The sequence below is a fragment of the Chitinophaga sp. 22308 genome (assembly GCF_052045305.1).
GTDB lineage: Bacteria > Bacteroidota > Bacteroidia > Chitinophagales > Chitinophagaceae > Chitinophaga > Chitinophaga varians_A.
The window spans coordinates 800786-819553 of sequence record NZ_JBQEOP010000005.1; the positions used below are offsets into that span (position 1 = coordinate 800786).

16 protein-coding genes are annotated in these 18768 nt (G+C 50.1%); 8 read left to right on the plus strand and 8 right to left on the minus strand.

What is annotated here, in order from left to right; genetic code table 11:
* Window positions 1-358: 358 nt before the first annotated feature.
* Together ACTJJS_RS23605 and ACTJJS_RS23610 are read right to left on the minus strand one after the other, a co-directional pair.
* Entirely contained in the window at window positions 359-745 is a 387-nt protein-coding gene (locus ACTJJS_RS23605) for a hypothetical protein (protein WP_440665473.1), read from the minus strand.
* A 191-nt stretch (window positions 746-936) separates the two neighbouring features.
* The gene (locus tag ACTJJS_RS23610; RefSeq protein ID WP_440665474.1) at window positions 937-1770 is read right to left on the minus strand and encodes an N-acetylmuramoyl-L-alanine amidase; all 834 of its coding nucleotides are present in this window, start codon (window positions 1768-1770) and stop codon (window positions 937-939) included.
* 174 nt (window positions 1771-1944) lie between these two features.
* On the opposite strand from ACTJJS_RS23610, the gene ACTJJS_RS23615 reads away from it, so the two are divergent.
* A complete protein-coding gene (locus ACTJJS_RS23615; protein ID WP_440665475.1) occupies window positions 1945-2808 on the plus strand; it encodes a lysophospholipid acyltransferase family protein in 864 nt (287 codons plus the stop codon).
* 60 nt (window positions 2809-2868) lie between these two features.
* Window positions 2869-3873 (plus strand): fatty acid desaturase family protein, encoded by a 1005-nt coding sequence (locus ACTJJS_RS23620; protein ID WP_440665476.1) that lies wholly within the window; start codon window positions 2869-2871, stop codon window positions 3871-3873.
* Here ACTJJS_RS23620 and ACTJJS_RS23625 read toward each other — a convergent pair.
* Window positions 3821-4525: a DJ-1/PfpI family protein gene (locus ACTJJS_RS23625; protein WP_440665477.1), complete on the minus strand. Its 705-nt coding sequence runs from the start codon at window positions 4523-4525 to the stop codon at window positions 3821-3823. The genes ACTJJS_RS23620 and ACTJJS_RS23625 overlap by 53 nt on opposite strands.
* A 53-nt stretch (window positions 4526-4578) precedes the next feature.
* A complete protein-coding gene (locus tag ACTJJS_RS23630; protein WP_440665478.1) occupies window positions 4579-5586 on the minus strand; it encodes an aldo/keto reductase in 1008 nt (335 codons plus the stop codon).
* Window positions 5587-6640: 1054 nt separating this feature from the next.
* On the opposite strand from ACTJJS_RS23630, the gene ACTJJS_RS23635 reads away from it, so the two are divergent.
* Window positions 6641-7591, plus strand: a complete 951-nt coding sequence (locus tag ACTJJS_RS23635) for an ADP-ribosylglycohydrolase family protein (protein ID WP_440665479.1) — start codon at window positions 6641-6643, stop codon at window positions 7589-7591.
* Between the two features lie 56 nt (window positions 7592-7647).
* Window positions 7648-8493 carry a DUF6515 family protein gene (locus ACTJJS_RS23640; RefSeq protein WP_440665481.1) on the plus strand — a complete coding sequence of 282 codons (846 nt, stop codon included), beginning with the start codon at window positions 7648-7650 and terminating at the stop codon, window positions 8491-8493.
* Window positions 8494-8555: 62 nt separating this feature from the next.
* On the opposite strand, the gene ACTJJS_RS23645 is transcribed toward ACTJJS_RS23640, so the two are convergent.
* A complete protein-coding gene (locus ACTJJS_RS23645; RefSeq protein ID WP_440665482.1) occupies window positions 8556-10232 on the minus strand; it encodes a TPM domain-containing protein in 1677 nt (558 codons plus the stop codon).
* Between the two features lie 211 nt (window positions 10233-10443).
* Here ACTJJS_RS23645 and ACTJJS_RS23650 point away from each other — a divergent pair, with 211 nt between their 5' ends.
* The 3 genes from ACTJJS_RS23650 to ACTJJS_RS23660 all read left to right on the plus strand — a co-directional run bounded on the left by ACTJJS_RS23650 (window position 10444) and on the right by ACTJJS_RS23660 (window position 12862).
* Window positions 10444-11535 (plus strand): hypothetical protein, encoded by a 1092-nt coding sequence (locus tag ACTJJS_RS23650; RefSeq protein WP_440665484.1) that lies wholly within the window; start codon window positions 10444-10446, stop codon window positions 11533-11535.
* Between the two features lie 141 nt (window positions 11536-11676).
* Window positions 11677-12132, plus strand: coding sequence for a VOC family protein (locus tag ACTJJS_RS23655; protein ID WP_440665486.1), 456 nt, complete (start codon window positions 11677-11679; stop codon window positions 12130-12132).
* A gap of 100 nt (window positions 12133-12232) precedes the next feature.
* The gene (locus tag ACTJJS_RS23660; RefSeq protein WP_168871583.1) at window positions 12233-12862 is read left to right on the plus strand and encodes a DUF5710 domain-containing protein; all 630 of its coding nucleotides are present in this window, start codon (window positions 12233-12235) and stop codon (window positions 12860-12862) included.
* 114 nt (window positions 12863-12976) lie between these two features.
* Here the strand turns inward: ACTJJS_RS23660 and ACTJJS_RS23665 are convergent, their stop codons facing one another.
* Window positions 12977-13774, minus strand: a complete 798-nt coding sequence (locus ACTJJS_RS23665) for a M48 family metallopeptidase (RefSeq protein ID WP_343747022.1) — start codon at window positions 13772-13774, stop codon at window positions 12977-12979.
* 122 nt (window positions 13775-13896) lie between these two features.
* On the minus strand, window positions 13897-16998 hold the full coding sequence (locus ACTJJS_RS23670) for a leucine-rich repeat domain-containing protein (protein WP_440665487.1): 3102 nt from the start codon (window positions 16996-16998) through the stop codon (window positions 13897-13899).
* A 118-nt stretch (window positions 16999-17116) separates the two neighbouring features.
* Here ACTJJS_RS23670 and ACTJJS_RS23675 point away from each other — a divergent pair, with 118 nt between their 5' ends.
* Entirely contained in the window at window positions 17117-17740 is a 624-nt protein-coding gene (locus ACTJJS_RS23675; protein ID WP_440665489.1) for a Pr6Pr family membrane protein, read from the plus strand.
* Here the strand turns inward: ACTJJS_RS23675 and ACTJJS_RS23680 are convergent.
* Complete coding sequence (locus tag ACTJJS_RS23680) at window positions 17721-18743, minus strand: endonuclease/exonuclease/phosphatase family protein (protein WP_440665491.1); 1023 nt, start codon at window positions 18741-18743, stop codon at window positions 17721-17723. The genes ACTJJS_RS23675 and ACTJJS_RS23680 overlap by 20 nt on opposite strands.
* Between the last annotated feature and the right edge of the window lie 25 nt (window positions 18744-18768).

Consider the following 18768-nt stretch of genomic DNA (forward strand, 5'->3'; position numbering starts at 1 on the left):
ACGATCGTTGGTGTGATCATGGCTGTACAACCGTCAGGAATGACAATCGCGTGCACATGACCAGATATCTCGCGCAAAAGTAATCAAGATTTATTAATCTACAAAACCGATAGACTAAACATAACTCTGATTTATTTGATTATTACTGATTTTTCTGCTTCTGATCATCTATCATCAACATATAAACGGTTGATCAATAGATCAATATATAGGGTGGCGGCCAGGCAGGGCATCACTATAATTAATGGTTATGGGAGATAATGATGGGGAATAAGTAGGAGGAATCCCCGGGCACAAGCCCGGGGACGATCAGCTCAAAGGCAACAGGGACAGCCGAAAGGACCGTCCTGTGATGCTGTTACGGGTTCAGTAATTTTTTCAGCTCGATCTTACAGGTATCGAGGTTGGCAGCAATAAGTTTATCCTGACAGATGGTGCCCTTGTATCTGATAGTGATTTTGTTTTTACGCAGTACGATCTGGTAGTATTCGGGGGCATCGGGTGAGTTTTCCCAGGTAACAATGCCTTTTTCTTCAATACCGCCGGCTACTCTGTCTTCAATGAGCGCATTGATTTTTTTGCGCAGGTTGTCAGCGAAATCGAAGGAAGTTTCATTTTTTACCAGGCAGGTGGTGTCGGACACAGGTTGGTAATGGATTTTTGCAGAAGCGGGCCGTTGGCCGGCAGCCATTAAAAACAGGGCAGCTGGCAACAGCAACAGGTGGAATTGGAGTGTGCGTTTCATGGCAAGAGAAAATTATGATAACAAGGAAATAGGTAATAGCAATGCCGTTGTGATGTTTGGGTCTCAGATTTTGGTTACAGGTTCGATCTAACTCATTATTAAAATACTTCATTTATCGCACTCCACAAAATAAATAAAGTATAGGCGTAGGGGTAACCGGCCCCTGAAGTGTCATTGCTCCAAAGGCCCGGCTACTGGTATTTTTTCATCACGCTGTACAGCACTTTGTTGTCGGTGTCTGGTGAGGGGAGGACGGTGTCCTGCGGCATAAAGTGCCGCTTAAAGGCTTGCAGGGCCGCGGTGGTATCTTTCAGGTCGTAGCCGATGATACGAAGGGCCTGCCATTTATCGAATGCGGGAGGAACCGTTATCCGGGCAGTGTCATCGTACCAGAGGCCGAAACCTTTTGCCGCCAGCTGTTGCCAGGGGAAATACGCGCTGGGGTCTACTTTGCGGCCGGGGGCAATGTCTCCGTGGCCCACAAAGTTGGCAGCGGGGATATTGTAGCGATGCTGCAGCGTGTCCAGCAGGATGATCAGGCTGTTGATCTGTGCGGAAGAAAAGGGTTCTGCGCCGTTGTTGTCAAGCTCGATACCGATGGAACCGGAATTGATATCGGTAATATTTCCCCAGCGGGAAGCGCCGCCATGCCAGGCGCGGAGGTAATCATTCAGCATATGGTGAATGGTACCATCACGGCATACCACGTAGTGGGCGCTTACCTGCGTCCGCTCCAGGGTGAAGGTTTTCAGTGTTTGTTCACATGAATTTTGGGCAGTATGATGGATAATGACCATATTCGGTTTGCGGAGATTGTAGTTGGTGGTGCCAGCCCACCATGCAGGCCTGATACCGTTTTCGCCGGGCAGGGCGCCGGGCTGTTCGCGTATCACATGCGCGTACCCTTTGGCTTTCTGCCGGTATATTTTATTGGTGGCCGCATACGGAGAACGCGCGCAGTAGCTGTACAAGCCAATAACCGCAGCCATACAGGCCCATCTTGTCAGGTGTCGGATAGTGTTCATCTGTATATGTTAAAGTTTATAAAAGATGCCTGGATAAAGATAATAAAACCTAACAATGCCGTGTTTTTAAGGCTATATTGTGAAAAGTTCCGTCTTTCCTATATATTTACATTTTTCATAATGCTCGTCAGAGCAACAAAAACCTACGCTGACTTGACTGTTATTGCCTATTACTTGTTACTGCCAGTAATTTACTTTGTTTCATTGCTGCCTTTCCGGATGCTGTATTTCGTCAGCGACCTGCTGTACCTGTTGCTGTACCGCTTGCTTGGCTACCGGAAAAAAGTGGTAATGCAGAATCTTCGCAATTCTTTTCCTGACAAAAACGAGGCCGAGCTTAAAAAGATATGCGGTGACTTCTACCACTACCTCTGTGATCTTTTTCTTGAAACGTTCAAAACGTTGACTATCAGCAAAAAAGCGATGGTACAGCACTGCCGTTTCACCGATGAGACCATTGCCCTCTTTGAACAGCTGGCAGCGAACAAACAGAGCGTGGTGCTGGTAATGGGGCATAAAGGCAACTGGGAATGGGCCGGCAATACCTTCAGCATCCTATGCCGGCAGCAACTGTATGTGATCTATCACCCATTGGCCAACAAACATTTTAATGGCCTGATGTATAAAATGCGTACCCGCTTCGGGACCAAACTCATTGCCATGCAGGACACCTTCCGGGACATGGTAAAAAACCGTGACCATGTGAGCGCCACAGCCTTTATCGCTGACCAGGCGCCACAGCCCCAGACAGCGCACTGGATGACCTTCCTCCACCAGGATACGCCTGTGTTCAAAGGAACAGAAAAGATTGCCCAGAAATTAAACTACCCGGTAGTATACGTCAGCGTACAACGGGACAAAAGAGGCTACTATACCGTATCTGCCCATATGCTTACGGCCTCCCCTTCTACAGAAAAAGAAGGCGAAATAACTGCGTTGCATACACGTCAGCTGGAAACAGATATCATTACACAACCTTCCACCTGGCTGTGGTCCCACAAACGGTGGAAACACAAGCGGCCAACTGTTCAACAATAAAGACAACTGTATTTTTTACGAAATCGACCCACCATTATGCTGCAAGGCAAAGATTTGATTTTGGCTACCAAGCCATATGCATGTGAGGAAAGAGCCAAGAGCTGGCTGCACCTGGTTACCACTTTATGTTTGTTAGGGCTGGCCCTTGCCAGCACTCTTTTGCTGCCACTACCCTTTCGTATAGCCGGCAGCGTGCTTTCCGGTCTTTTAATTGTACGGATGTTCGTCATCTACCACGACCACCAGCATCATGCTATCCTGCATAATTCCCGCATAGCGAATGTGATCATGACCTTGTTTGGCATTTATGTGCTGGCGCCCACCAGCATCTGGAAACGGTCGCACGATTACCACCATAAACACAATTCAAAGCTTTTCAGCGCCAGCATAGGCTCCTACCCGATCGTAACGCGCCAGCGCTTTGAGCAGCTGTCCCGCGGCGAACGGAGAAGTTATTTGTTTACCCGCCATCCTGCCACTGTTGCGGCAGGCTACCTGTTTATGTTCCTGATCGGTATGTGCTGGCAGTCCTTCACCAGCAGCCCGCGCAAACATGCGGATTCCCTGCTGGCCATGGTATTGCACATCGCCGGCAGCATAGCAGTGTTTTATTTCCTGGGATGGCAAAGCTGGCTATTCTTTATACTCATACCTTTTACCATAGCCTGTGGCATCGGTGCATACCTCTTTTATGCACAGCATAATTTCCCGGGTGTTGTGTTTAATGACAATGACAACTGGTGTTATGACAAAGCAGCGCTGCTGAGTTCCAGCTACATGCAGATGCACCCGGTGATGGCGTGGTTTACCGGCAATATCGGTTACCATCATATCCATCACCTGAACGCCCGTATTCCTTTCTACCGCCTTCCACAAGTGATGGAGGCGTTTCCTGAACTGCAACAGGTCACCGTTACCACATTGCGCTTCCGCGATATACGCGCCTGCTTCCGGCTAAAAGTGTGGGACCCGGAAAGGGGCCGCATGATTGGCCTGCGGGAAGTTTGCGCCATCAGGACTGAGGCGCAGCAGGCATTCCGTGCGCCTGCAGCAATTCACGGATAATACCTCTTCTGGTTTCGAGCATCAGTTTCGTTAGTTCCCGGGTAGCCTGTAATACCGGCGTGCCCGCCGTATGCGGTGAACCCGCCCGGAAAGGCGGCGCCGGATTGTATTCCAGCTGCAACTGCACAATACGGGCCAGCTCTTCGCCGCCGATCATGGCAGTAAGCGTAAGCGCGAAATCAATACCGGCCGTTACACCGCCGCCGGTGATACGGTTACGGTCTCTCACCACCCGCTCTTCCACCACGTCCACGCCGAGCATACGCAACAGCTCCAGCGAACGCCAGTGCGTAGTGGCTTTATATCCCTGCAACAGCCCTGCGGCCGCCAATACCAGCGCGCCGGTGCAGACGCTGGTAATATATTTTGCGCCCGCCGCCTGCCGCCGCAGAAAATCCAGCACCGTGCGGTTAGTCAGCAAAGGATTGATGCCTTTGCCACCAGGGACAAACAGGACGTCCAGCTGCGGACTGTCGGCCAGCGCCACGGAAGCCTGTACCGTCAGGCCTCCCTCCACCTTCACGGGAGCAGTGGATTCTCCCAACAGCACCACTTCAAAACAGGGCGCTTTCACAAATACATCATAAGGGCCGGTGAAGTCCAATATGGTCATGTCCGGGAACAGGAGCATGCCTATTTTGAGTTTCTGCATACGAAGGACTTTTGATTATCTACAATATAATAAATGATCCTGCTAGATGGGCATCAGCGATGCTGCTCATACCTGTTGACCGGCAATACCTGTTGCAGTTGCTGTATTTCCGTTGCTGTAAGCGGCACTGCGCCGGCGGCAGCCAATGCATCCTGTACCTGTTGAGCGGTACGCATGCCCACTACGGCCGTCGTGACAGCCGGTTGTTGCAGCACATACCTCAATGCCGTGGCCGCTGGCCCTCTGCCGGCAACGGACAAACGTTGTACCGCCGCAGCGGCCTTTGCCACATCGGCAGCATCGTAGTTGAGGTATGGCTCCGGTGCTTTATTGACCAGCAGGCCTTTTGCCACGGCGCCTCTTACCAGCACACCGATGTTGTGCTGTTCCAGCAACGGGAAACAACTTTCTTCCGGGCGGCGGTCCAGCAGGCTGTATTGCATCATTACGCTCACGATATTGGACCGTTCCACAAAAGTCCGGATCACATTGGGGCGTATGGAGGATATGCCGTAATAACGGATTTTGCCTTGCTGCACCAGCGTTTCAAACGCCGAGATGGTCTCGTCCGCAGGATCTTCCAGGGTGCCGCCGTGCAACTGGTACAGGTCAATGTAATCCGTATTGAGCCGGCGCAGGCTCTCTTCCACACAGGACAGGATATACTCCCGGCGGGGATTCCAGTCCCAGCCGCTGCCGTCCGGCCGCCATTGGTTGCCCGCCTTGGTGGCAATGACAACATCCTGTCTTTTGCCCTCCAGCGCTTTCCCGAGGGTGATTTCATTCCGCCCGTGATCATACAGGTCGGCGGTATCGAAAAAGTTGATGCCTCCGTCTATGGCCTGTTGTACCAGGCGGGCGTTGTCTGCATCGTCGCTGCCCAGCGACATGCAGCCGTAGCTGATTTCGCTGATGTGCAGGTCTGACCTGCCTAACTGATGATATTGCATAAAAGCGGGTTTTAACAGGTTTCCGGCTATCGCTTCCGCAGAAGCATACCAGACGAAGTTAAAAAAGCGGGGCAGTTTAAACAAACGCCCCATGCTTAACCCATGACTCATCAGTTGTATAGTACAAGGCCGCCTGGAAAGGCGGCCTATGCTGATATTGATCTTACCATTCTCAATCCGTCCTTAATCTGAAAATCTTTAGCAGGACCGCCTGGACAAACGGTCCGTGGTTAAATTCCACCGTTTCGCTTATGAATAGAGCCTGTTTATTTATTATTTATGATGAAGGTTGCGGTGCAACCTGAATTGTCTGGCAGGGGACTGTCTGAAAAGACGGTCCCTGAAGCTGAATCAATCGTACTGCGAACAAGCTGTTGATAGCAGTTGCCCACATGGTTCATATGGCACTTTTAGTAGCTTTGGGTACTGTCATGCGAGGCGGAAAACCGGACCATCTGGACAGATGGTCCTTTCCTATCCTTCTTTTACATGGCATTCCAACATTTATGTAGTGGTCCGTTTGCCGGCAGCAAGACGTTTTCTGAGGGGGACCGCCTGGAAAGGCAGTCCCTTCAGCCTTCATCTTATATACCTGCATTTGGACTCAGAAATTTCTTTCGGGGGACTGTTTGGAAAAACAGTCCGTTTCATCCACCTATTCCCATAAAAATTGCTGTTGAATCAGTAGCAATGGTTGGTCAAAGCAGTTTTGGCTAGTTAGGCCAGCAATGAGCAAAAAAGCAGCAATGATATTTTCCGAGGAAGGTACATGTCTGGCGATGTGCGTTGAACAAAAAAGCGTGCATAAGAGATCGGGTTTTGAAGGGCAGCTGCCTTGGTACGTATCAAACAAGCTGTTGACGCCTGTTTTCAGACAAACAATGGGGCGGCAGTTGCCGGAGTTAACATTGGGTAATAATTTCCGTTTAACCTTTCCTGTTACCAAAAACCCACCGGGGTGAATGCTGGTGTCAGTACTAAATGTTACTATGCAAAGATAAAACGCCAACCGAACAAAGAGACAGCCATCCGGGTTATCTGACTAATGAACAAGAGTGAACACACCTCTATCCGCTGGTCAAATTGAACAAAACAGCGGCTTTCACATACCGAAAACATTTGTTGGCACGTTTTTCAGTATATATACAATATAAATCCCCATTCTATGCAACAACAGATCACAGGCGCTTTTCTGGGTACCGCCATTGGCGACGCGCTCGGTGTTCCGGTTGAGTTCAAAACCAGGAGCTACCTCCAGGAAAATCCCATCCGGGAATTTATTGGTTATGGATGCTGGAACCAGCCTCCGGGGACCTTTTCAGACGACACCTCCCTTACCCTTTGTACAGCGGAAAGCCTCACTCACGGATATAACCTTACACATATGGCCCATACCTTCCTGAAGTGGTATGCTGATGGATACTGGGGCGCACATGACAAGGTATTTGACATCGGGCATACTACCCAACGTGCTTTAAGGCGGATAGGCGCCGGCACCTCTCCTTTGTTGTCCGGTGGTTTTGAAGAATTTGAAAACGGCAATGGCTCCCTGATGCGTATGATGCCGGTAGCCATTTACCTGGCGCGGGAAGAGAGTATTAAACAACGTTATCATATTGTTAAAGAGGTATCAGGTATTACGCATCTGCATTTCCGTTCTGTGATGGCTTGTTTCATATATGTGGAGTTTCTGCGGAACCTTTTAACAGTAAAAGACATACAGGAATCTTACCAGATCATGCAGGCGGCGGTGAATGATTTTATCATCGAACAACAGTTCAATCCGGCGGAGATCAGGATTTTCAACCGGATATTACAGGATAACATTACCAATCTGACAGAAAACGATATTCAGAGTTCCGGCTATGTGATTCACACGCTGGAAAGCGCGCTCTGGTGCCTGTTGAACACCGGCAATTACAAGGATGCCGTGCTGGCAGCTGTCAACCTCGGCGGCGATACCGATACCACCGGTGCTGTAGCAGGAGCTGCCGCAGGCCTGCATTACGGGCTGGACAGCATTCCTGCGGAATGGGTACAGGCCGTGGCGAAATCGGCTAAAATCATCGAATTGTCACAACAGTTCACGGATGCGCTTAGTACGCCTTCTGCCTGAGTTTCCGCTTAAACTATTTGATCTGGTATCAGTCTAAACATTATAATCCGAAGAAGATGAAAAACAGACTTTATATGCTGTTTGTGTTGATTGGGCTGTTATGCACAACTACAGCAACCGGCGCATTTGCTCAACGTCATGGTGGTGGCGGAGGACATTTTGGAGGTGGCGGCGGTCACTTTGGCGGAGGAGCACGGATGTCCGCTCCCAATTTTGGTTCCCGTAGCAATTTCAGCGCTCCCAGAACAATGGCTCCTGTAAACAGGGGATTCTACCACGGCTACCGCGGACCTGTTTACCACGGAGGCGTTTATTACAGCCATGGATGGTATGGACCAGGCTACCGTCGTTATTACCGGTACCGTCCTTACTACTTTCCTCCCATTGGATTCTATGTTTCCACCCTGCCATATGGATACTTTGCCCTTGGCCCTCAATTCGGCCCAATATATTATTCCGGCGGGACTTACTACGAATCTGACAATGACAACAACGGCTACCGTGTGGTAGATCCACCGATGGGCGCAGCTGTTCCGGACCTGCCGGATGGCGCTTCTGAAATACAGTTCAACGGTAACACCTATTACGAGCTGAATGGCACCTACTATCAGGAAACCATGACTGACAGCGGCCGTCGATTTAAAGTAGTGGGCAAAAACGGTAAAATCGGCGATACAGTGGTTACGCCACAGGATAACAATAACAACAATAACAACAACACCAACAATGGCACCGAAGCTGTTCCTGGTGATCTCCTGAAAGCGCTCCCTGAAGGCAGCCGTTCTGTACAGATCAACGGACAACAGTACTTCCTGTCACCCGATGGTATGTATTACCAACAGGTAAATACCAACAATGGCACAGGTTACCAGGTTGTCGGTAAAATCGACGCAGGCCAATAAAACAAAGGAACGAACAACATAAAAGGGCGTACCCTCATCCGGTACGCCCTTTTTATACGCTTTTACCAGCTGCTGCTGGCGCCGCCGCCGCCGGAAGATCCGCCTCCCCAGCTGGAAGAAGAGGACGACGAAGAGGAGGAGGATGACGAAGAAGATGATGAAGATTCCCTGATACGGGGTATCTCAAAACGGTAGTCGTGTTTATAGGAACATATCGCACAGGTGTAGGTAGTGATACCCCAACCTGCCGCCCTGGTAGTGGCTCTCTTTTTGGTGACAGACTGTTTGGCCTCCAACGCAATATAGGAGCAATGCGGACATTCCGACATCGCCGTGTTCACATTGGTATAATCCAGTACCATCCGGTGATCGCAGGTATCACATTTCCAGACGTCATAATCCACTGCCATCAGGTCTTCTTCTATCACCTGTTCTTTTTTAAGGTAGACATCTTCGTCTTCCTCTGAGAGCTTATGCAAGGCATGGGAACAGTCCGGGCAATTGTACGGATTGTTCCGCAGCTTGTCCATGTGCCGTTTCAGCCCCGCCAGATAAAACCAGAGCGGAAGCGGGAAAACGTATTTCGCCGCTCTGAACCTATTGGCGGTGCGGGAGTGACTTAACCATTGCTGTTGACGGTCTTTGTCGCGCAGGATGCTTTTTGCCCTGATGGATATCACCAGCACCGCGATGATCATAAACAGCGTCCACAGGATATAATAGAGCACAAAGGCCGTAAAGAAATTGACGGACCAGCCTCGTTTAAAAGCCAGGAAGTTAAGGGTGACGAAGGCCGTCACATGAATGAAGAACAGGCCCGCCAGACCGGGGCGCAGGAAGTCGTTGGGCAGGTCTTTAATTCTCACCGGCATGGGGTCGCTGCCTTTTTTCTGCTTCGGCTTTTTCCCAAAGAACACATTCATCATAGCTGCCGAAATAACCAGCCAGAGGAAGCCCGCGAAGTAAGTGCTGCCGCCGAATTCTCCCCTCACGGCGTAGTCAGTCGTTTGTGAGGGCTGCGTCACAAAAGGCCGGGCATTGGCGACATATTCGTCCGCAGTAAGGCCTGAAGGCTCCGCTCCTGCTGCCGCATTGGGATCATTGGAAACCTCTGCCGGCTCCGGGCGCGGAGCGGCCACCAGTGCCTGTGGCTCGGGCGCTTCCCGGGTATCCCTGGCGTCCGGCAGCAGGGAATGGTCTTCCACCGGTTGCTGCGCGTCTTTATCATAGGCATAATTGCCGCTATGCAGCTGGGCGGAGATGGATTTCAGACCTTCTTCAAATGCCTGGTCATAATCCGCGTTTTTGATATACGGGATCATATAGTCCTGCTGGATACGGAAACAGATCACATCAGGCATATCCGCTTCCAGTCCTTTGCCTGTTTCAAATACCAGCCGGTGGGCATCCTCCACCAACAGTACCAGGAGGCCGTTATTGGTACTGGCATTTCCGATTTTCCAGTAGTTGAACAGCTTGTGGGCAAAATCGCGGGGCTCATTGTCGCCGATGGTTTTCAGCAGTACCATGGCCACTTGTGCCCTGCCGCTCTTATCAAGAGTGGCCAGTTTTTCATTCAGGCCGTTTACCGTTCCGGCAGTAAGTAGATGATCGGGGTTACTGATATAGCCGCCACCGCTTTTTTTGGGGTCCGGCACGTCCGCTACTGAGTACTTCGTTCTCTGGCCGGCGCAGGACATTAACAGGGATACCAACAACAGGTACAAAACATTTCGCATAACAACGGGTGATTCAGGCAATCGTCAATTAAAAAAATAAGCCGGAACGAAGTCCTGGCGGATTTAAAAATACTATATTTTAGTATCTGTACGTTTAAGATATTCCGGCCATCACCGCAGTATTTTCAACGGCAATGGCAAATATTACATAATTTAGTGATGATTCTGGCAGTCATCGCTGTCACTATTACTATCATTCAATACCGCGCACATGAAAAGGCTTTTTGTATTGGTTGCCCTGATTTTTCCGCTGGCTTTAAGCGCACAGACCAAGCTGTCGGAAACTGTTGCCGCAGATTTCTCTGCCCGGGTGGCCCATCATTATACATTGAAGAATGACTCCATTACCGGCTATATCGCGGAGCAACTGAACCGCAGTGGTTCCGGCGGGCTGGACATTGATTCCACTATGTTCAACCTGAAAAACGATCTTCCTGCCCTGGACGCAGCGTTGAAATACCTGTACCAGTACAGTGACTGTAACCGGCAGCGGTTCATCGCCAATCTGCGCAACATGGACCTGCAAACCAACAGCGTTTTTCCACTGGCCACGTATACCGCCAATAAATATAAGAACGATACCAAAGCGCTGCTGGAAGACAAAAGCGATTTTCTGAAGACTTATACCGGTCCGGTGACCGGCAAACAGGCCCCGGCCGCTATTGCGCAGGCCACAGCCTCCACCAGCAACAGCGCCACGGCTTCCGCCGGTGAAACAGCCGCTGCCGGTGCTGCCATCGCAACTACAGAAGGCGCTGCTCCTGCAGCCGCCACCACCACTGTGGCGGATACACGCAGCTGGGAGGTGAAACCGTTGTTCCAGGTGCGTACACCGGAACAACTGGTGGAAATGTACGGTAAAGACAATGTGACGCAGCGCGAAGCCACCGATCTGGCAGGCACCAAAGAAGGAGAAGCTTACGTGATCTATCCTGACACCGACGACGAACTGGAAGTACAGTTTGACGGCGAAAACGGCAACATCCTTACCTTTTCCCATTTCCCCTCCAAATGGAAATCTCCTTACGGTATCAAAGCCGGTGATCCGCTGGAGAAACTGATCAAGGTAAACGGCCGTCCTTTCCGTATCAATGCTTTCGAATGGACCAACGGCGGCCTCGTAAGCGACTGGCAGGGCGGCGCCCTCGAAGGCAAAGGCGTTGTTATCCAGCTGAAAGCCAACAATACCGGCGACCCCAAACAATATGACCAGGTGACTGGTGATAAAGTCCTTCGTTCAGACCTCCCCGTGTTAAAAAAACTGGATGTGATTATTCAGTCGGTGGCGTTCAAAAGCAACTAAATCATTAACGGATTTACGAATTTGTTGATTTACGAATTTAAAATGCAGCGGAGATTGCTCTATGTTGAGTAATCTCCGCTGCATTTTTATTCACAAAATCGTAAATCAAAAAATTCATAAATCTTTTTTTATCTTGTTTGTATGAAACAGACGATAGTTATTCTTTTCTTTGCCATCATGGGAATTTCCACGAGCATACAAGCACAGACCAAAAAATACCCGTCGCTGAACCATATCGCGATTTATGTTGTCAGCCTGGAGCGCGCCACTGCTTTTTACCGGGACGTTATCGGCCTCGAAGTAATGGACGAACCTTTTAAAGACGGCCGCCATAGCTGGTTCAGGGTTGGGGACCACAGTCAGCTGCACATCATCTCCGGGGCCGCCAAAGCGGAAGTACACCCCAAAGACACCCATCTTTGCTTCAGCGTTCCCTCCATGAAGGATTTTATCGCCGTGCTGGCACAGCACCACGTCACCTACGAGGATTGGCCGGGCAAACCCAATACGATCAACAAAAGAGTGGACGGCGTACAGCAGATCTATTTCCGCGACCCCGACGGCTACTGGATCGAAATCAACGACGATAAATACTAAACTTCCGGGCAGCAGGTAACAAAAGACCGGTCATCTCCCTAAAAAATAACAGGCGGGAGTGGTCTTTTTTTGTTAAATTCAGTGACCACATTCCAAGATTATGTCATTACTACTGAATGTTCCTGCTGCGGAAGAAACCGAAGCCAAGTCAAAAGGGGCTTTGTGGGACGCCAACCTGCAAACCTGGTACCTGCCGGATATCAACTATGATCATATCATGGAGGTAGACAAATGGATTACTGACCGGGACACCGCCATCATCCTGTCTGACGAAGTGATTATTGCCCATGCGCAGCATACCTGTCCGCATTGCCGGAACACCACCCCCGTCATCGCTATTGGCAGCGATTTCTTTTATGAAAAAGACATGAACGAGCGGGACGAACTGGTATGGTTTGAACTGGATTTTTTCACGCTGTTTCAGCAAACATCCGTTATCTCAGCCCATCTGTTCAATTTCTTCAGGGACAACTACCCGCTTTACAAACAGGGCCCGGCCAAAAGCGCAGATGGTTTCTACTGGTGCAACCATTGTGAACATTGCGGTAAAGACATTGACGATGCCACGCTTTTTGCCGAACCAGGCAGCGTCTTCAACCCGGACAATGCCACAGCCGCCACCGCCATTACCCTGCGTACCTTTCCGTTTAAATATGCGCCACACATAGACGCAGATTACAATATGAATGAGAATGTGCGGTTGATCAATGAATTTGCAGGCAGAACATAGTCATTTAAGGATTTTTTGATTTACGATTTTTTGATCGATAAAAAACGAAGACCGAAACGAATAAGTTAATCGTTTCGGTCTTTTTATTCACAAAATCAAAAAATCTCTAAATGATTACGGTTTCTTATAACCGTCTTTTGTGGCTTTTTCAGCCATGGTCACCATTCTTTTCTCGGTGTCGGGGTGAGAAGAGAACAGCTGGGCGCCTTTCTTTTTCTTTTCGCCGTTATTAGCTTCCTGGGATGCTTTCCACAGTTTTTCAAAGGCGGTGGACATACCCCATGGATTCAGTTTATTCGCTTTCAGGAAATCATATCCATAGTTATCAGCCTGGCTTTCCTGGCCGCGGGAGTAAGCAGAATTAGCGACCGCCTCGCCCAGGTCACCCAGCTGGGAATCGCTCAGGGCGCCGGCAGCACCACCTTGTGAAGACACACCGTCTTTCAGGGCGGAAGTCATCAGCGCTGTTTTAAAGGCGTCTTTGGAATCTTTGTTCTTTACATGCCCGATCTCGTGACCGATCACACCCATCACTTCATCATCTGTCATTACCTTCATCAGGCCGGCGCATACACGCACACTTCCGTCCGCACAGGCAAAGGCGTTGATGTCCCTTACCAGGTACACTTTGAAGTTCAGGTTCATACCTTCATAATTAGCAGCATTGGCTGTCAGTTTAGCCAGCCGTTGGGCCAGCGGATCATCAGCAGGAGCTACCGGGTTATGCTCGTCCATCCACTGGATGTACTCTTTGGTGTATTTGATGACTTCATCATCACTCAGGGTAGCAGCTTTCGCAGCTTTCACGCCTGCACCAATGGTTTTGGAATTGAGTTTGAACTGGGCGCTGGCAGTAGAAGCCAAAGCAAGGGTAATAGCACAAACAATGCTACAGCGAGTAAAAACAAACATAAAACAACTGTTTAGTTAGGAAATGGTTTAAGGTTAAAAAACATTTGCGCAGCGAAGATAAAGTGAATACACGAAATAAAAAAAGCTGCCTTTTATCAAGGCAGCTTTTTGTTGATAAAGTATTACGGATTGGGCAACCTCAGGTCTTCCAGTTTTTTCAGTTGTTTAAAATCGAAACAATCCGGTGGGAACAGGTTATAATCCAATCGAAGTTTTTCCAGCTGCTGCAGCCCGTCCAGGGCCGTAGGCACCTGTGTGAACCGGTTGCCTTGCAGCTCGGCAGTGACCAGTTTAGTCATCGCCGTAACGAACGTCATGTCAGGAATTTCGCAGAACTCCAGGCTCAGATGCAGCAGGTCGCGGCAGGCAGCAAGTCTTTCCGTATGTTTCAGCGGCACATAGGCCATCCAGAGTTTTTTCAGGCGCACCTCTACGCCTGTCAGGTCGGGGATTGCCAGCTCCCTGTCATGTTTACGCCCAACACGCAACTCCACCGGCAGGGTAAAAAGAGATGCCGGTATTTCATCTGTTGTAATCCTGACAGACAGCTCCGTTAGCGGCAGTTGCCGCAGGTAATCCACCAATCGCGGCAGGTCAGTCGTTTCACTCAGGTCAAGATTCACTGATCTGACATGCTGAAAATGCGCCAGCACATCAGAAATATCACTGGCAGGCATATCCCGCAGCACGAGGCTGTTCACCCGGTAACTTTTAGCTTCTTGTCTTCTCACCATCTGAAAAGCCAGTACAAATGCGCAGGCATCCAGTTCGGGGTGAACGTACAGGGCCCGGCAATCATCTTCCGGCCTGTCTTTGAACCGGGCCTGCCAGGAGGATTTAAGATGATGCTGCAAAGTAGCCGATGCATATTTGCGGAACAACGTTCTGGATTGTTTACGGATCGTCAGGTCCTGATGAAACAAGTGAATAGCCGCCAGATAACTGAGCAATACCTTACCGGCGCCGCCACCTTCAATCATTTGCAGCACCAGCTCCATATTGTTGGTATGCTGATCTGCCAATAAACGTGTAATCTGCTCCGTTAGTTCGCCGTTTTCCGCCGCCATCAGGAAAGGCGTGTCGTCTTTTATTTCCTGTGCCTTGAGATGATCTTCCAGAATATACTGGCAATCCTGCCGGAAAAGCCCGCTGACCGCTTCTTCCGGAATGTTTTGTCCCAGGAATACATGTGTGGCCGCTGTTATTTCTTTCACGATAACAGCACCTCGGTTTTGCAGCAGCATTGCCAGTGATTTTTTATCTCCCAGGGTAGGCGTTCCTGTTACATATACTTTAGCGTCCGGTATATTGCCGGTATCATCGAAGGGATAGGGCAACAGCGCATGTAATGCATCATATTGGTGCGACAGTAATCCGAAAGCTATTTCCCGTTGATGTCCATCTTTTATGTCCATGGAAGCCATCTGCGCAAACGCTGCATGGTAGGGCTTCAGCGGCCCTTTATCTTCCAGGGCGATCAGGCCTCCTTTGGCACGGCCCAGCGCCAACGGGACCACAGGCTTTTTCTCCTCCCAGTTGCGGCCATAAAGCGCATCATGCGTAAAATGCAGCTGCAGCCTGTCCAGGTGAGACAGCTCCAATAATGATTCCGGTAACTGCATGGAATCTGCGTAACAAATAGCTTCCTTTAGTGCCGGCAGGCCTTTCAGGCATGTTATATACCAGTCAAATGACTGAGCCCTTGTGCCAAAATCAATGATTTTTAAGCCTGGCAGGCGTTTCAACTGCGGCACGATCATGTTTGGATCAATGGTCCGGTAGTGATCAAAATTGAATGTTTCTATAGCGGGCAGCTCAAAAAACGCGTCCGGAAGATGTGTTGTGCCGTGGGGCAATCCCAGCAAACGAAGACAAGGAGACTGCTTTAACAATCGTGTGTCCTCTTCCGTTATATGTGGCACTCCTAATTCTTCGAGCCGCGGCAGCTGTGCTATCCCCGCGAAGTCTACCCCCGAAACGGATTCCGGCAACGTCAGCTTGCGCAGGCCCGTCAACCGGTACACCCATCCGGGCAGTTGGCGTAATGTTTCACTTTGCAGGAAAAGCGCCTCCAGTCCTTTCAGCCCGGCAAGGTCCGGACAGTCCTGAAAGGTACCTCCGGCAATGTCTAAAGTCCTTATCCAGGACATTTGTGACAGCGATGCCGGCAACACATCGAGGTCGTAAAGGCACATCATGGTCACATGCCGCAGCTGCGTAATATCATCCGGCAACGTTTTCTTTCCATTGACGATATACGGTTGCAGGTTGCTGGTACTAAAAGTGGTACATGCCGGATTGTCTTTTATCATGTTGATGAAGAAGGGCACAGGCAACGCGTAGTGGGTGTTAATTTCACGCAGCTTTTTCAGCTGTAGCAAAATCTCCGGCACTTCCTCAAAGTAGTTATCATGCAGATCAATAGATTCCAGGCCTTCGAGGAGGGTAATGGACCCCGGCAGGGACTTCAGGCCACAGCCCTTTAACCGCAAACGTTTCAGCTTTTTACAATTGGCCAGCACCCGGAAGGCCTGGTCAAAGTCGAGTCCCTTATTACCGTTGAGCGCCACTACTTCCAGTTCCTGTAGTTCGCCCAGCTCATCGGGCAGCAGGGTGAGCTTATTATATTTTATGTGCAGTTCCTTCAGTCGCGACAGCTCTTTGATCGCCGGAGGCAAAACAGCAATACTGTTGGAAGAGAGGTCTAATATCTGCAAAGCCGGGAATGCAGCAATTTCTTTCGGCAGGGTTTTAATTTCATTGAAACGCAGGCTCAGCTCTTCCAGTTTTGGCAAGCCGGCCAGGTTTTTAGGGAAGGTAGTAAACCGGTTGGTCCGCAGGTTGAGGATACGCAGTTCTTTCAATGCCTGAATGCTGTCCGGCAGTTCTTTTAGCTGGTTGCCCGTGATTTCCAGCGCTTCCAATCCGATTAATGCGCCGATGCTGTCTGGCAGCTTGCCCATTTTGGTTTTCGTCATGCCAAGGCCTTTGAGATTGGGTAGTGACGCCAGTTGCTCTATGGCACCGGCATGATCAAGCCCTTCGTTATATCCCAGATCGAACTGCACATGAGGTATATGTGCAGCTTCTTTCACATCAGGCATTTTCTTCAGACGCTTGCTATGCAGTACAAATCTCACTTTGGGATGCGGGCAATCTTTGGCTTCTTTTAAATCGTTCAGTTCTGTAATACCGGGCTCGGCGTACATCTGTCTGTGTTCCATGGTTTTTCAGGTAAGGGATTGATAGTTTTTATCGCCATATAAAGAAAGAAAACTTTCTGATACCATCAAAAAGGTTTGCCTGATAAATAGAACATGAAAAAATCCGTATACTTATGCTATGGAAATAAAACGGTCCCGCATATATCCGGCTATCCTCTCCCTACCGGGATGGTTTGCCCTGATAGCGCAGTATTACCTGATGGTCCGGAATGGTACTTTGCCGCCGGAGGAGCTGACCATCCGGTTTTTCAGTTATTTTACGATACTGACCAATCTGCTGGTGGCCATCTGTAACACTGTGTTGTGGCTGAATCCCGGCAATCGTTTTTTTTCCAGTGCCGGCACGCAAACGGCGCTTACCGTGTATATCCTGGTAGTCGGGATTATTTATAATGCGGTACTACGTTGGCTGTGGCAGCCGCAGGGCTTGCAATGGGTGGTAGATGAACTGTTGCACAGTGTGATCCCCGTGTTGTCGCTCGTATACTGGGGGCTGTTTACCGCGAGGCGGCGGCTTGAATGGAAACAATGCTGGCCGTGGTTGTTGTATCCGCTTCTTTATTTCGTGTACATCCTTGCCAGAGGCGCTATTTCCGGCTTTTATCCCTACCCGTTCATTGAGGTGAACCGGATAGGGATAACGCAGGCGCTGATCAATGCATTGGGCATTGCCGGCGTATTTCTTTTACTGTCGCTGTTGTTTATCAGTATCAGCAGATATCTTACTTCAGCTCAAAAGTAATCAGCAGCGCCTTGTGATCGGTAGGCCATACGCCTTTGGGCGCCATGAATTTGTCTTTGGTCGTTTCCTCCGTGATAGCGCCATACACCACCGAAGCGCGAGGCCCCACGATAGCCGCATCTTTCAGGCGTAGCCTTTTGTCCGGGCGGAAGAAAACAAAGTCGATACGGTCTCTATCGTCCGCATCCGGCGCCCATGCCAGCTTACTAACGGGAACGGCTGTATTGCCTGCCGGGAAAGTAAAGCCGGGATGTGTTACCGGATTAGGGCACAGCTGACGGTACGCATCTGTAAAGCCGGCCTTTTCCAGGGCCAGGGTCACGTTCCAGGGTACGATGGTACCATGATGGTCAAACAGGTCTTTCGTGGCGGCGGTCCAGTCCCGGTGCGATGGTTCGTTGAAATCGCCGCCCAGTATCACCACGCTGCCTTTTGCAGCTTCGCGGCGGGCATCGGCCAGGAACAATTCAATTTCCTCATCCCTTTGGGAAGCGCGGTTGTCTGTCAATACACTGTCCACACTGGTGACCGGCGCGGGCAGTTTCTTCCAGCTGCTGCTGTGATAACCGCGGGGCAGATAGTTGGCCGCATGCAGGTAGTCCAGGTGTGCCGTATATACGGCCACGTTAGTACCATCTACCTGTACCACCGCTTTGTAAACGGAGCCATGGTCGTCTTTTTCCGGGCTGATGGTTTCAAAATGAGCAATCGGGTAGGCCGACAGGATACCGGAGTCGTAGCTGTACTCACTGTAAAATGTACGGCCTCTTTTCGCCAACGCCTCCCTGATCCGGTCACAGAAGCGGGTCTGCTGATAATTGCGTACTTCGCTGAAGGTGATGACATCTGCGCCGGTATGTATAATCTCGTCCGCAATAGCTTCAAATCCGCCGGGCACCACGGTGCCTTCCTGCCAGATATTAAACTGCAATACTTTTAACGTGGTGGCTGCCTGTACCTGCCATGACAGCAGGAGCAGCAATGGTAAGGTCCATTTCATCATGTGTTCACTGTTTGGGATAAAAATA